15 protein-coding genes and 1 pseudogene are annotated in these 14,279 nt (G+C 32.7%); 3 read left to right on the forward strand and 13 right to left on the reverse strand.

The window, feature by feature from the left end; genetic code table 11:
* Window positions 1-443: 443 nt before the first annotated feature.
* The 5 genes from DRF60_RS13005 to DRF60_RS21025 form a co-directional block, all read right to left on the reverse strand.
* On the reverse strand, window positions 444-2,018 hold the full coding sequence (locus tag DRF60_RS13005) for a vitamin K epoxide reductase family protein (protein WP_116012462.1): 1,575 nt from the start codon (window positions 2,016-2,018) through the stop codon (window positions 444-446).
* Between the two features lie 111 nt (window positions 2,019-2,129).
* The gene (locus tag DRF60_RS21170) at window positions 2,130-2,303 is read right to left on the reverse strand and encodes a hypothetical protein (RefSeq protein ID WP_157967963.1); all 174 of its coding nucleotides are present in this window, start codon (window positions 2,301-2,303) and stop codon (window positions 2,130-2,132) included.
* A 65-nt stretch (window positions 2,304-2,368) separates the two neighbouring features.
* Window positions 2,369-2,551, reverse strand: a complete 183-nt coding sequence (locus DRF60_RS21015; RefSeq protein ID WP_123902683.1) for a hypothetical protein — start codon at window positions 2,549-2,551, stop codon at window positions 2,369-2,371.
* A gap of 21 nt (window positions 2,552-2,572) precedes the next feature.
* Window positions 2,573-2,785 (reverse strand): hypothetical protein, encoded by a 213-nt coding sequence (locus tag DRF60_RS21020; RefSeq protein ID WP_123902684.1) that lies wholly within the window; start codon window positions 2,783-2,785, stop codon window positions 2,573-2,575.
* A 261-nt stretch (window positions 2,786-3,046) separates the two neighbouring features.
* Window positions 3,047-3,247 carry a hypothetical protein gene (locus DRF60_RS21025; RefSeq protein ID WP_123902685.1) on the reverse strand — a complete coding sequence of 67 codons (201 nt, stop codon included), beginning with the start codon at window positions 3,245-3,247 and terminating at the stop codon, window positions 3,047-3,049.
* 301 nt (window positions 3,248-3,548) lie between these two features.
* Here DRF60_RS21025 and DRF60_RS13010 point away from each other — a divergent pair, with 301 nt between their 5' ends.
* On the forward strand, window positions 3,549-3,767 hold the full coding sequence (locus DRF60_RS13010) for a hypothetical protein (RefSeq protein ID WP_116012463.1): 219 nt from the start codon (window positions 3,549-3,551) through the stop codon (window positions 3,765-3,767).
* A 3-nt stretch (window positions 3,768-3,770) separates the two neighbouring features.
* Here the strand turns inward: DRF60_RS13010 and DRF60_RS13015 are convergent, their stop codons facing one another.
* A complete protein-coding gene (locus DRF60_RS13015; protein WP_116012464.1) occupies window positions 3,771-5,453 on the reverse strand; it encodes a helix-turn-helix domain-containing protein in 1,683 nt (560 codons plus the stop codon).
* A 101-nt stretch (window positions 5,454-5,554) separates the two neighbouring features.
* Here DRF60_RS13015 and DRF60_RS13020 point away from each other — a divergent pair, with 101 nt between their 5' ends.
* Window positions 5,555-5,767 (forward strand): hypothetical protein, encoded by a 213-nt coding sequence (locus DRF60_RS13020; RefSeq protein ID WP_116012465.1) that lies wholly within the window; start codon window positions 5,555-5,557, stop codon window positions 5,765-5,767.
* Between the two features lie 1,092 nt (window positions 5,768-6,859).
* Complete coding sequence (locus DRF60_RS13025) at window positions 6,860-8,470, forward strand: hypothetical protein (protein WP_116012466.1); 1,611 nt, start codon at window positions 6,860-6,862, stop codon at window positions 8,468-8,470.
* A 37-nt stretch (window positions 8,471-8,507) separates the two neighbouring features.
* Here the strand turns inward: DRF60_RS13025 and DRF60_RS13030 are convergent, their stop codons facing one another.
* From DRF60_RS13030 to DRF60_RS13055, 7 genes and pseudogenes are all read right to left on the reverse strand, one after another.
* Window positions 8,508-9,536, reverse strand: a complete 1,029-nt coding sequence (locus DRF60_RS13030) for a terpene synthase family protein (protein WP_116012467.1) — start codon at window positions 9,534-9,536, stop codon at window positions 8,508-8,510.
* A gap of 367 nt (window positions 9,537-9,903) precedes the next feature.
* A pseudogene (locus DRF60_RS13035) lies at window positions 9,904-10,732 on the reverse strand (transposase).
* Window positions 10,733-10,818: 86 nt separating this feature from the next.
* Window positions 10,819-11,058 carry an IS200/IS605 family transposase gene (gene tnpA, locus DRF60_RS21445; protein WP_202974459.1) on the reverse strand — a complete coding sequence of 80 codons (240 nt, stop codon included), beginning with the start codon at window positions 11,056-11,058 and terminating at the stop codon, window positions 10,819-10,821.
* Window positions 11,027-11,200, reverse strand: a complete 174-nt coding sequence (locus DRF60_RS21895; protein WP_202974460.1) for a transposase — start codon at window positions 11,198-11,200, stop codon at window positions 11,027-11,029. Before DRF60_RS21895 ends, tnpA begins: the two co-directional genes overlap by 32 nt.
* A gap of 190 nt (window positions 11,201-11,390) precedes the next feature.
* Window positions 11,391-12,419, reverse strand: coding sequence for a terpene synthase family protein (locus DRF60_RS13045; protein WP_116012468.1), 1,029 nt, complete (start codon window positions 12,417-12,419; stop codon window positions 11,391-11,393).
* A 97-nt stretch (window positions 12,420-12,516) separates the two neighbouring features.
* Complete coding sequence (locus DRF60_RS21380) at window positions 12,517-12,753, reverse strand: hypothetical protein (RefSeq protein WP_116012469.1); 237 nt, start codon at window positions 12,751-12,753, stop codon at window positions 12,517-12,519.
* A 252-nt stretch (window positions 12,754-13,005) separates the two neighbouring features.
* The gene (locus DRF60_RS13055) at window positions 13,006-14,016 is read right to left on the reverse strand and encodes a terpene synthase family protein (protein WP_116012470.1); all 1,011 of its coding nucleotides are present in this window, start codon (window positions 14,014-14,016) and stop codon (window positions 13,006-13,008) included.
* Between the last annotated feature and the right edge of the window lie 263 nt (window positions 14,017-14,279).

A 14,279-nucleotide genomic window follows, 5' to 3' on the forward strand; every position in this document is an offset into this window, starting at 1 on the left:
ACCTTGGATTACACAAGGATCATTAGAACTACATCTTAAATATGCATCTCTATAAGGGAAAATTTTGTTTCATTTGCTAAATCATAACATCCCTGTATTCCTCCATTGATTGTTTTAGGGTTCAGATTTCAATAGTTTTTTTCAAATAGTGAATTTTATTTTAAATTTTTCTCAAACATTAAAAAAATGGAGGTTTTGTCTTTTCTGTTTCTTGCAAGAAATTTTGAGACAAATGTTAGAATTTTTGACTTAAAAAAATAATGACAGGGTTAGTAATTTACAAATTTCGACTGTATATTTATAAATATCAAGACATAAAAAACAAACACAGATCACTTATTATCAATAAAATACATACTCCATTCTCATGTAACCTTACTAAAATAAAAGCCTAGTAAAATTGCGATCTTTTTATAGTGATAAAATTCATCATTTAGTGTATTTTACATTTTATCATTATCAAAATATTCATTTATAAAATATTTCAACTCTTCAATATTATAGTCATTAGGCATTAGTTTTTGTTGGAAAATCTTTATGGGTGTATAATTCAAATCATTATTTCTGCACCAATTGAAATGGGACAAAATCATGGATTGGGATTTCTCAGAGGTCTCTACGATATACTTCTTTTTGAAATTTTCCAAGGATATTCTATTTATATGCCAGTCTTTTAATAGTTCTATGGCTTTTTCTTGTCCTTCAGAAAGATATTTTTCTACAATAATTTCATAAATTTTTGAATAAGGGTTTTGCTCATTTTCAATATTAATGTTAAAATAAACGGATAGTTTTAATTTTTTCGGAAATTTCTGAAATAAATGATATGCATCTTCAAAAGCTTTGTGACAATGCCCGCAAGATGGACTTAAAAATAGCCCTAACTCTACATTTGAACTTGAATTTCCTATTTCTATTTTTTGTAAAGATTCTAGTTCTTGTATGGGTAACTTTTGTGTTGTATCTAATATGGCTTTAAAGGTATTTACGTTTCGTTTGAAACGTTTATAGTCTCTATCTGATTTTTTTAACTCAAAATATCCTTTTATTAGGGGCTTTAGACTTACCCAAACTGCTGTTGTAAAAGCAAACGAAAGAGTGAAATAGAGTAGAGAAATAAGTGTTTTTTTTATGCTACTGAAATCGTAATGTAAAAAAGAAATTATGATTATTCCAATCAATACAATGGAGATTCCTAAACATAACGGACACCATTTTTTTACTTTAAATTTTTGGTACCAAATGGAATATAATATAGCAGGAATAAAAAAAATACTGATTATTTGTAGATATAGTAAATTTCCAATACTGAAGATACTAAGTATTGAAAAGGTTCCAAATAATGCCAAACAAGCATCGGAAAGAGTATAATCTTTATACATTTTAGCACCTTCGGAAGATAATACATCATAACATCCGCCCTTGTCGGTTTGGGTTACACCACATATTTTGGAAGTGATTTGATTGCTTAATCCAAAATTTTCTTGAAGTATCAAGATCGTTAAACCTAAACCAAGTAATGATAAAATAGAATATGCTAGGGAAACCCAAGAGAAACCTATAAATAAACTTGTAAAAACAGTTAATCCCAATGCGATAATAAAAATGACAGTCCATTGGAATTTATTCTGGCTTGAAATTTTACTTTCAATAGGATTTTCATTTTCATCAATAGCTACAATAATTTCTCTCCAATTGGATAGAAACTGGTTTTTAGTGATTGTGGTGGTTTTGTTTTCTTCATTCAGATAGGTAATAGAAGCATCCTTTTTTGAAGTAATATAGATAAATTCTTCGCCTTTTTCGGTACTAAACAGGGTCATGAATTTTTCTGGAAGATTATCAAATTGATCTATGGGGACTTTGGCTGCGAGGTTTTCGATATTAAAAAAATCCAAAGTATCCGTTACCGCATATAAACTGGGATAATCCGGATGAGAATTGTAATAATCATTAAACTCTTCACTGTTTGGGAAATACTTATTGTCATGAATGTATTTTTCTACTAATTTTATCATAATTCTCTTTCTTGAGGTAAAAACAAACAATTCCAAAAATTTGGAATTGTTTGTTTTAGTATATTTAAATTGCGCCTTTTAGTAAAATTATATAATCTTGTTTTGAACTAATTAGCAAGCCACTGCCAATGCACAAGGTCCGCTTCCAGAATTCCAACCGTTGCAAGAACCATCATTACACCATTCACAGCAAACTAGTCCGCCGTTTTTACGACCTCCAATAATTTCTTTCAAATCTTTTCTGTTCAATTTCTGAATACCTTTTAAATTCTTTAAATTTTTCATTTTATAAATTTTTAAATATTTTCCTACTCTTTAGCTTTTCGGATTCCGCTTTTTTTAGTATTTTTTTATTGTCCCCCACATCCAATTGTACTTGGGCAAGGAGATGTACTGCTTGCCGCCCATGCATGGCAACCTGTATTTGGACAATACAGGCAGCAAAATCTACCAATCATCCTTCCACCAGAAATTTCTTTTTGTTCTATATTTCCTAAAACACGAACGCCTTTTAAGTTTTTTAAATTTTTCATAATAATTATTTTTGATTAAGATTATTTTTCAGTAGGTTCAAATACATTACAATGCGGTCCAACATTACAAGGTGAAGAAGTTCCCCCTCCCGCTAAAACTAATCCTCTGTGACAGATACAGTTACCATTGGTATCCCATCTACAACAAGGACCATAATAGTAGCCTCCTGTAATAAATTTTTGATTTTCTTTGCTCAAATTTTGAACGCCTTTTATATTCTTCAAATTTTTCATTTTTACTAATTTTTTAATTTTAATATTCTTTTAGCCTTTCGAACTATCAAATAGGATTGTTTGTTTTTCTACAACTAGGAGAGGGAGTAGAATTACAAATCCAAATATGACCATCTTTGCAGCACTTTTCTATTGCCTCCAAATAACCTCCTGTAATTAAACTCTGTTCACTTTTGTTTAATTTCTTAGCTCCTTTTAAGTTTAAAATATTTTTTTCATAATGATTGATTTTTGTTAAACACTAATTTTATATTTTGTGAATTAATTATTTTTAACTTCCCATCCTACAGTATAACAACTTGGATCATTTGGATTGAAACCACATCTAACCCAATTTGTATGATTGCAATTATGGGTTAAATATAATCTTGCACAATAACCGGAATCCCAACCTCCCGTAATAGATTTTTGATTTTCTCTATTCAATACTTGAACACCCTTTAAATTCTTTAAATTTTTCATTTTATAAATGTTTAAATTAAATATGTACCCCAAACATTTAAAGACATTGAGATTTTTGTCTTTCGGACTCTTGCAAGAAATCTTAAAAACAAATATTATGGTTTTTGACTAAAAAAAATAATAACAGGATTAATTATTTACAAATTTTGACTGTGGATTTATAAATAATGAGACATAAAAATGATTATAAATTATTGATATTAAATCATTTAAAACCAAAAGACTAGATTATTGTGCATGATCTGATTCTAAAGGTGAGCAAAATATTAATTTTAAGGGACTAATATTAAATTAATGAATTATGAGAAAAAGAATGAATTTTTCTGGCACGAAACTAACCAGAGAGGAATTGAAATTAATGAAAGCGGGTAATGGTGCTGCGAGTATTGATGGTCATCTTAATCCAACAGGTGGTAGTTGCGGGCAACCACCGAAGGATAAGCAATCCTTAGAATACTGCGCATGGCTTGAATGTACGAATAGATTACAAAATGGTACTATTTCCATTTCATGCCCATAAAGGTTAATCCTGATTGGTGATTTTTTCAATAAACTGCATAGGCGTAGCTCCGGTTTTTTCCTTAAATATTTTATGGAAAGAATTGGAGTTTTTATATCCTGCCGTTTCTGCTATTGCTTGTACAGTATATTTTCTGAATGATTTATCTTCATATAGTTTTGTAATAATATAATTGATTCTTATATCATTTATATATTCGTTGAAAGACATTTTTTTATGGGTATTAATTATTTTTGACAAGTAAGTGGTGTTGGTGCCTATTTTCTTAGCCATCGTATGTTGGCTTAATTCGGGTTTTAGAAAATATAAACTGTCCTCCAGCTTTTTGATGCTGTTTAATATTTTCTCTTCTTGTTCGTTGGAAATTAGTTGGGTTTCAATAATCGGTTTTAAGGGTTGATTATTTTGCAGTTTTACTAATAATTCATTTAGTCTTTTTTCAGATGTTTTTTTATTTTTTTTGTATTTTACAAAATAAAATATCCCAAAAATTAATAATAAAAGACAAACCACAATAACTATTTTTAAACCCGCACCGAGTTTATCCTTTTCTTCATTTATTTTTTGTATTTCATTTAGTTTTAAGGAATCAGTAATGGAAATAAATTCTTTTTTGCTTTTCTCAAACTCTTCTTTTTTATACTTTAAATAAATATCGGAATACAAAGAAGCCGAATCGCTGTTTCTTTGCTTATTATATATCTTTGCCAAATAATAAGCCGCATCCAGGTAAGCTTCTCTAATCAAAGAATCTTTTTTATAAATAGAATCTACTTTTAAGAAGTTTTTTTTAGAAAGGTTATATTGTTGGGTCTCAAAAAAATTAACTCCGCTATGGAAATAAGATAATAATAAATCGTTAATATTTTTCGTCTTTTTTGCCAATATGATACTCTTCATCAAATATTTTCTTGCTTCGTCATATTTACCTTTTTCATTGAAAAGTATTCCTATTTTATATAATATATTCGACTTTTTAAAATCTTTTATTTTACCCGAAATTTCTAATGCCTTCTGATAATTTTGAAAGGAAAGTTCCGCATACTTTGTGTTATTTTTTTTATCCTTTATATACATTTCTGTATTAAAAATACCTGAATTCACATAATTGGTCACCTGTTGCGAATGATAATATTCTGCCTGCAAAGAATTTTTATTCTTTTCAAGCAATGCAATATTATTCCCTATTTCTTCTAAAGCTTCATTATATAAATCTATATTTCCTTTCACAGAAATAATATTATTCCTCACTTTTATAATTTGCGCTATATTATCCGTTTTTTCAGCATATTTTAAAGCGGGTAAGAAATAATTTAATGCTTCTTTATTGTTTTGTTTAAACAAATAGCTATTTCCTGCAATATTGTAAATATTGGACAAATCCAAATAGTTATTCTTATCATCATAAATATTTGCTAGTAAAGAATGGAGTTTACTAATATATTCTTCATCATTAAAATTTTCGTTGGTAATAGTGAGCAAATGTCTTTTAGCAACATACGCAAAAGCTAAATCAATAGGTTTTTTAGAAATAAAAACCTTATCCACATATATTATTGCACTATCAGTTCCTATACTAGGGTATAAGAAAAATCTACTTTTATAGTATTCTATCTTACTTGAGGTTTGAGAAAATAAAAAAAGTGGATTTATTAAAAATAAAAATGCAAAAAAAAGAATTTTCATTTATTGTGGTTTCTACAAATGTAACAAAAAAAGAGAGTTAATTATTGACCTTTCCTATTGATCATCATTCATTAAAAAGACAACTTTCAATTTGCAAAATAATGCAACAATCCCCGGCAAAAATTCAGATAGCAGAGGAGTTTAGGGCCCAGTTCTTAACACCCGAACTGGTCGAAGAGATTATACAGGAACAAAAAGAAAACTACCGTTTCATGTACAATGTAATCAATAAATCGTATAAGCAGGGGATTCTCAATCTTTTCCTTGATGGGTTGATCGATAAAAAATTGCTGGAGGAGTTTGGAGTTGAATAGATATATCGTTTTGAATGATTGATATCAATTTTGAAATCACTTAAGATAACTTCATTGTAAATCCTCAAAGATAGTACAATTTCAAAAAGATGATCGCATAATGATTGTCTCCGTGTACCAAATTCTCTCTTTCTTTTTTAGATTATGCTAATAATCACCAGTAATAATCAATGATCGCTTTATCATAAGGAGTGAGGCCCCCATACCCCGCACATCTTCCCGACAGAAAACACACTAACGTATTCTTTGATAAATTTATGTCTTACCTCTCTCTTGGAGAAGATGCCTACCTTCTTTTTTAAGATGTCACGCTCAGGTTTTGTTTCTTCAGGTTCTTTGCAAAGTCTTAACAGCTCTTCTCTTATGGGGTCAGAGGAAATTTGTTTTTCCTTGGTAAGCTTATCTTATTTGTGAAGTTTTCTCCAATTGACTAAACTTTCTTTACAAATACTCAATTCTTGAGCTCCTAAAGATACATTCCTCACTGCTCACTTAAAGATACCGCCCCTATTTTAAACTCTAAACTGTAATTTTTTCTGATCTTTTTCATACTCTTAAAGTTAAAGAGTATAAGAATTGTGCTCTAACAAAGTTAGCAACTCCACTCTTTATTTGGTATCACTTGAAGTACATTGGATGGCAGGTACAGTAAATTATATCAATGCGGAATTGTTCCATTATCAATTAGATTCTGACACCAGAGTACCAACTGAACAGTAATTTTTAATTGAAAAATAAATATCTTATTTACATATATTAGGATGTATTTTATATTAATTTTTGATGTGCTTTTTTCTGAAAACATTACATGCATATTTTTTTTAAGGGATAAAAATGATTGACTTTTGCGATCAAATATTATTAAATGGCGTTCCTCTTATATAAACATATTTTCAGATATCAATAATCTGAAAAATATTTGGTGTATTTCCTCTTTTATTACATTCATTTACTTATTGCTCAAATAGACATTAATACAGAAAATTCAAAGCTGCTCTTTATGTAAAAAACAATTCTTCTCTCATCCAGAATTAAGCATATTATGCCTTCTTGTAACGATATAAATTCCAATTAAACATAAAAAACATTAAAATGAAAAAAAGTATTATTCTTTTAGTTGCTTTAACAATTTCTACAGCAATCTACTCCCAGGTTGGTATTAATCATGAAAATCCGAAAGCAACTTTAGACATTGTTGCAAAAACAACAGGCAGCACAACAGCAGAGGGTATCATCGCCCCGAGATTATCAGGAGATGAAATCAAAGGAAAAGATTTGCAATATGATACACCTCAAAAAGGAGCAATTGTTTATGCAACATCAGCAGTTACAGGGATACCTGCTGGAAAAACGATCAACATCATATCAGAAGGTTATTATTATTTTGATGGTACAATCTGGATTAAGTTTGAATCTGGACCTGCAGTTCCTGATACAAATGATTGGCATATCACAGGTAACGTAGGAACTACTCCAGGTACGAATTTCGTAGGCACTTCAGATGCACAACATTTGATATTTAAAGTAAATAACCTGAATTCCGGGCGCATCAGTTATTATGCAGGCGGACCAAGCCCGACAGGTAATGGGGGACAAACCAGTTTTGGATATTTAGCAGCAGCCAGTAATTCTGGAGCTGCAGTAACGGCCATTGGAGATAGAGTATTACAAAATAATCAAGGAGGGCGCAATACAGGGGTTGGATTCTATGCATTAACCGGAAATAATTCCGGAACCAGAAATACTGCATTGGGTAGTTTTGCGCTGGCTCAAAATCAAACCGGAAATGATAATATAGGAATTGGATTCAATACATTTCAGAACTCAAGTTCTGATAATAACAGGAATATTGCAGTAGGTTCCATTGCCGGTTTCGGCATTATTGGTAATGATAATACTATTATAGGATACAACGCAGGACAAACCAGTAATAGTGAAAAAAATACATTAATAGGCTCTTTGGCTAATTTAAGTATGAGTGGCTTGACGAATGCCACGGCCATAGGATATAATGCAAAAGTAGGACAAAGCAACAGTTTGGTGTTAGGAGGTACAGGTGCAGATGCCGTAAATGTGGGAATCGGAACAATCGCTCCAGTTGCTAAACTTGATGTGAACGGAACATTCAAACTGGTTGATGGCACACAGGGTAATGGAAAAGTACTTACCTCTGACGCAAATGGTAATGCCAGTTGGAAAAGTCAGACAATCAATACAGTTTTAGGAGTGAAGGAAGCCGGATGGGATGGAAGAGATATTCCTACCACACAGGGTTTTCAAAATGGCAATTCAGGTAAATTTCTGCATACCGGAGCCTATATTGATTTACCACCGGGAAAATGGGGAGTTAATGTTACTATGTTAATGAGATCAATTGGAGCTACACTTCCTGCCGCTACAACTAATGCGGATACATCTTATTGGTTGAGAACCACTTTTACAACAAGCAATGCTGATACAGTGACTATTACTGGGGCTCCTTCATATATTCAGGGAAGTTATCTGATTAGTGGGAACCTTCCGGGCAGTTCTTTATACAGTCTGGTACAAGGTACAATTGTAATTAATAATACAGGTTCTGCTACAACAAGGTACTATTATGTAGCAGGAGACAACCACATTATTAATAGTGTAAAGGATCTAAGTTTATTCGGGGGTTTTCACTGGCAGGAAGACCAGATTGTTGCCTATAGAATTGACTAAATTGTAATAGCCACGACTTTATTGATTATGTCGTGTTTTATGTCATTTCAAAAGTTTGAGGCATGGCTGAACCTATCTGGACATCTTTATGAAAGATTGTTCCATCAGGGCCCCATTCCATTATACCAGTTGTAACAACATCTTCAAAATCCTTTCCGTGGTATCTCTTACTCATTCGATGCCATTGGGTATTTCCGGACATAAAATGTTCCATAGCAGTTACAAACATTCTGGCGTCATGAGATATCGCTTCGCCACTATCGTACCAATCATCTCTTATTCTTATAAAATCCCGATATGTTGTTTCAATCTGATTGCAGGTTTCCTCCGCAGCTTCTTGGAGCGTCATTCCGCCAGAAACAAGTATAGGGATAATGTTGTTCACATTTTCCAGTGTACCTTCTTTACACTCTTTATACAGAGAAAAAAGGTCATTTGTCAATGTGACCTGCCAGGTACAGGCCTTTTCCAACTCTTGCATTACAGGGTGATAGTATTCATCATCAGTCAACTGTATTTCATACAGATATTCAGCCATTAATATGCTGGTGATGCATGCTATACAAGCAAGGCGGTACTGTTTGTATGCTTCTATGGTCAGATCATTTTCCTTTCCGCGCATATGACCTTGCATGGCTGCATTTTCCATATACTCTCTGAAACGATCAATATATCTTTTGCGAAAAGAAGGTGTTCCTGATTTCAGAATCTGTTTCATATATTTAAATATAAGGCGCTGATAAGAATGGCCTGAGGTTTTCAGTACAATATCGTATAGGTGTTTTTTCAACCACGGACTTTCATCTCTCAATGTTTCGATTATGGCAATATTTTTGTCCCAGTATTTTTGGATGATTTCCGGATCACCCTGACCTTCTCCCCAAGGTTCGTCTGACTGGTCGTCAAAGATACAATAGAGCTGGAAGTAGTTGCTCAGCTGAATAAATTTGTCTTTATTCTTTGTCAAGGGAAAACACAAAGCAGTCCAATATACCAAGTCGCACCCGATTGTGTGGATTGCCTGTGCTTCCGTTTTGAGTTTTCCTATTTTGATAGCCCATTCCATTAATTCTTTTGCAAGTTCTCGACCGTAATGAGGACAGCATTTATATTGGAATGGTTCATAATAGGCACGCAGATAATAACGAAGTGGAGTCTTTTGATTAATTGGTGTTTTCATATTTTATTCGTTTATGGGTATGTAGTTTTAGAATATATTTATATGTGAAATTAATTTTGTGAAATAAAAGTATGACTTTGTTTTAATTTAATAATATAACCTGAGTTCGGGATAAGAACATGAATAAAATTTGCAAAAAAAATAATAAACTACCCCGGGGCAGGGGCCCGAAGTATTAAAAGTCAAAAAGTGTAAGTTGAGCCTCATGCACTTTTTGATATTCTTTTTCTTTTCCTTGATTTTCTATATGAAGTCATCTTGACTTTTTAGTTTTTATAAATTTCTTAATTGCAATGATTATGAATGCGATAAAATTAAATCCTATCCAACTTGAAACAGTTGTTTCAAATCGATTAAGAATAGTTCGATAACTATTCTCCAAGCTTTGTTCTTTCGATCAAATATCGTTCTCTATAAAGCTTTTTATCTAATATACGCTCAGTGTATTGGCTATTATTTCTTCTGTTATATGCTATATTAGGAATTATTTCTTTTTGTTCGCAAGCCAAAAGTAGATCTACAGAATCAAAACCTGCATCGGCATTCATAAAAAGACCTTTTACGGAAATTGATGCTGATTCAAGGGTATCCGTTATTTCTTCAAATTGAAGCTTGATATTATAGAGATCATTATGGTTACCTGATACAGGTGAAGACATTGCTATAGGGAGACCCTGTCTGTCAGTTAGGTATAAAGCATTAGTCGTTTTTATTTTTTTTCGCCCTTGATATCCTACCTCTTCGCCGCCTCGTAATGCCGTGGTATGACTGCCGTCCAGATCTGAACTTGAGAGATCTAACAAGGATTTATATTTTTTTAATAATTGTATCCAACAACTTTTCCATGATCCTTGTTTGCACCAATTTCTATAATGCCCAAAAACTGTTTTATAGCTAAGAACAATACGGCTGAACAAACTCCTAACGGGCAAAAGGTGCCACTGGATCCCTGTCTTTAATTTGTACAAAATACAGTTAATAATCTCAGCCAAAGAAGCTGTTGGCTTAAAACCTCGTTTGCCTTTTGATAAATTTGGAATTATTTCATCTTCTATCGTATCTTTGCTAAGTACATAGTACATAATGGGGTTGTCTTTGATATAGTTCGCAAAACAAATATCGACAACCCTTTTTAGTTTTCATAATCTTTCAAAAGTCAAGATCACTTCTATTTTTTAATTACATCTTTGTTTCCATATTGACCTACTGTGTTTGCGTAATAACCACTTGTCCAAAAATTTCCACCCCAAAGCTTAGCTTTAACTTCAGGAAAACGTTTGAAAATTTCTTTAGCTATGATACTTTTTACTTTCATACAAATTTCACTAATTGACAAATTTGGAACACTTTGTATCAAAAAATGAACATGGTTCTCTTCATAACCAATTTCTAAAAAAATGAATTTCATAGCGATGAAACAATTCAATACATATTTCTTTCAAGCCAATTCCAACTTCTTCACTAATAACCGAATTCCTATATTTCACAGGAAAAACAATATGGTAAAGAAGTAAGGTTTTATTATGTCTTTTCAAAATATGATCGTCCATAAATCAAAACTACAGCTTTTTTATTATTTTGAAAAACCATCCGCTTTTCAAACTCTTCCTCTTTTAACCCCTAGGTAGAGCCTCGAGAAATTCTTTAGATTAAATTTAATTCACTGATTATAAATTGGTTAATTTTTTACAAATACACAACAGTTAGTATTACAAAAAAACATATTCGAAAATTTCATAGTTATTTTTTCACAAAAATACTGTGTGGAATAATGATGTCATCTCCTTCTCTACCGTACTTCGGTACAATAAATGCTTTAGGCTCATACCGTTTGGTCCCGGAATTATAATACCAATTTGCACAGCCACTTACATGAAGTTTAATATGATAAACATGATCATATGCTGCTTCCTGGAAATCGCCAAAATCAGGAAGATTATTATGTAGATGATCGAGTTCCTGTACATGAGCATTATGTATTCTCATCGCCTCCGTGCAGGCTTCCTGATAAGAAAGCTTATACTGATTTCTTAGAACGAAGATAATATTCAGACATTCATGATCTATTTCTATTTCTTTTTTCAGAGAAACAAAGTCATTCTGAACCGCAATAAGTAGGCATAGAAGCTCCCTACAGCGCTGCATAATAGGATGATTGTAAACATGAACGGGTAATGCGAAATTAATGGCTGGATCCGTAAGGTCACCATAAGGCATCATGCCGATTGAATATCTTCGGAAACTAAGATAATGAGCTAGCAAAGGATACGTTCTGTTTTCAGACTGTTTGAAAGGTATTTCTTCCGCTATACCATACATGATAAATTCATAAAAATTGATGGAAATACGCTCTATCCAGAATTGGGGCATGCCATTTGCAATCCACTCCTTTCTTGCTTCTGCCATCTGACGTAGAATACCGATTTCATCTTCACGTGGATCTTCGCCCATCATCACTTCATATACCCGGTCCGCAATAGCTTCCAACTCCTTGGCTGGTGTCATTCCGAAATAGTCATCAAATAATGTGATATAGATCATCATTCTGGCACAGGGACGCATACGCTCTATGCTGTCGCAGGTCGGATTCATGTATGTGGCAACTCGCGACAGGAACTGTGGTTTACATCTTTTTATCCCTTCTTCAGAAATAAAAGTGTAATCATTATCATACCAATCTTTTTCTTCCTCGTCAAAGGCATTGGCAATTGGGCTATTCACCGTAGGCCAAGGATAATGACATACGGGAACAATTAATTCTTCTCTCATGGATTTGATTTTTATTTGTAAATGAAAAATAAATTATATTTGGCTTAGTCTTTCTTTTAATTCCGCTGCATTTGGAAATTCCATAGCATTGTAACGATCAAGTTTTGTGGAAATATTCTTCCAACCACTTAAAACGACGCTCATATAGTGTACCCCAATTTACTACTGCATCCTGCCATATCCCAAAATCTGGAAGAGAAGTCTGTAATTCTACAAATTCTTTCAAGTCTTCGTTATGTAGACGCAAATCTTCAAGGCAGACTTCTTTCAAGGACATTTGGCGCTCATGCTGGATCACCTTCGATATGGTAATAAATACTGTCGGTTGCTTCATCTTTTATTACCGATTGTACTTCATTGAAAAAAGTAACTAAGTGGCAAGCCAACGTTTGTAAACGGTGGATTTAAACAGGCTCTTATAGTTTAGGTACGCAGAAAAGGAAACCTTTTCTGGTCTCGTTTTAGTACCACAACATCTTCAAAATTAAAAAACTAACTTATTTTGTAACAAATCTGTTGTTACAGTGCACCTATAGTGAAGGATATTATATAGGGATATGAGCTTAATAAATCCAGTCAAGAGTTATTATTCTCGCACATTCAATTCTCTATGTTCTGGCCATGCATGCCCATCAGGAGTATAACGGTACGGATGTATGTTGTAATAAGTATTGATTCCCTGAATTACTGCTCCTAATCTGGTTACCCATTCGCTTAGATTTTTTTGATGCTCGATACCTAGTCCAAAATCAGGAAGCTGTTTGTGTAATGTTATCATCTCTGCAACCTGTGCGTCATGTATACGCATGGTTTCTTGTATGGCTTCTTCAAAAGAAAGTTGATGTATTTTCTGGAGTACAAAAACCGCATTGAAATTATCATTCTTGTTATACATTTCTTTCTTAAGGGAATGGATATCATTCTGCCAGATGGTAATCTGCACGGCCAGCATCCTAATACGCTGGATCACCGGGTGATTGATAACTTGTGCTGCCAATGGAAAATCGACACCCAACTCTACAAAATCATAGTGAGGGTACATCCCAATAGAGTATTGTCGTATCAAAGCGTATTTTTCAATGCTTGGAATCTCTTCATTCCTTGCTCGATACAAGGATTCTTCCTCAACACCATACAATATATATTCGCTAGTATCATGAATAAATCGTTCCATCCATTCAGGGGTGGTACAAGCTTTGAACTCATCTCTGGTAAGGGCAACCTGATTCAGCAAGCCAAATTCACCTGATCTTACTTTATCACCCTGTAAAACTTCAACCACTCTTTTCCTCAATCTCTCCAGTTTAGGTATATTATCGTGATCGTATTGATCATCAATAAAAGTTTGCCAGAATAAAAAACGAGTACAAGGCAATATCTGCTCCCAACTTAGATATCCCTGCATTCTTGCCAATACGTCAAAGAGTTTGATATGTTTATATTTCTCACGGGTTTTTTCAGAAACAAAGGTAAAGTCTTTATCAATATAGTTCCATTCCTCTTTACCCAAACGGTCAATAAATTTACTGGTTACTGCCGGCCAGGGATAATAATTCAGAGGAATGAAATTTTTGCTGTCAAATTCTTGAGGTGTCATATTTTTAAAATTTAGATTTTATTATTTAGTTAGTATGTAATGGCAATCCATTTATTCTGGTTTGTTTCATTTACATAAAAAATTCATTTTTACTCGGCCTAGTAACATCACCAGTCATTTTCTGGAAAACTAGATTTCTAAACATTTTAGTTTTTGGGGATATTTAAGATGTAACTATGGCGTTTTATTTGATACATCTGCTCATGTTTTAGGTCTCCATAAGCATAATCTTTTGATTATTTCCTAATTTCTCAAAAAAATTA

Origin of the sequence: Chryseobacterium elymi (assembly GCF_003385495.1) — a bacterium.
GTDB lineage: Bacteria > Bacteroidota > Bacteroidia > Flavobacteriales > Weeksellaceae > Chryseobacterium > Chryseobacterium elymi.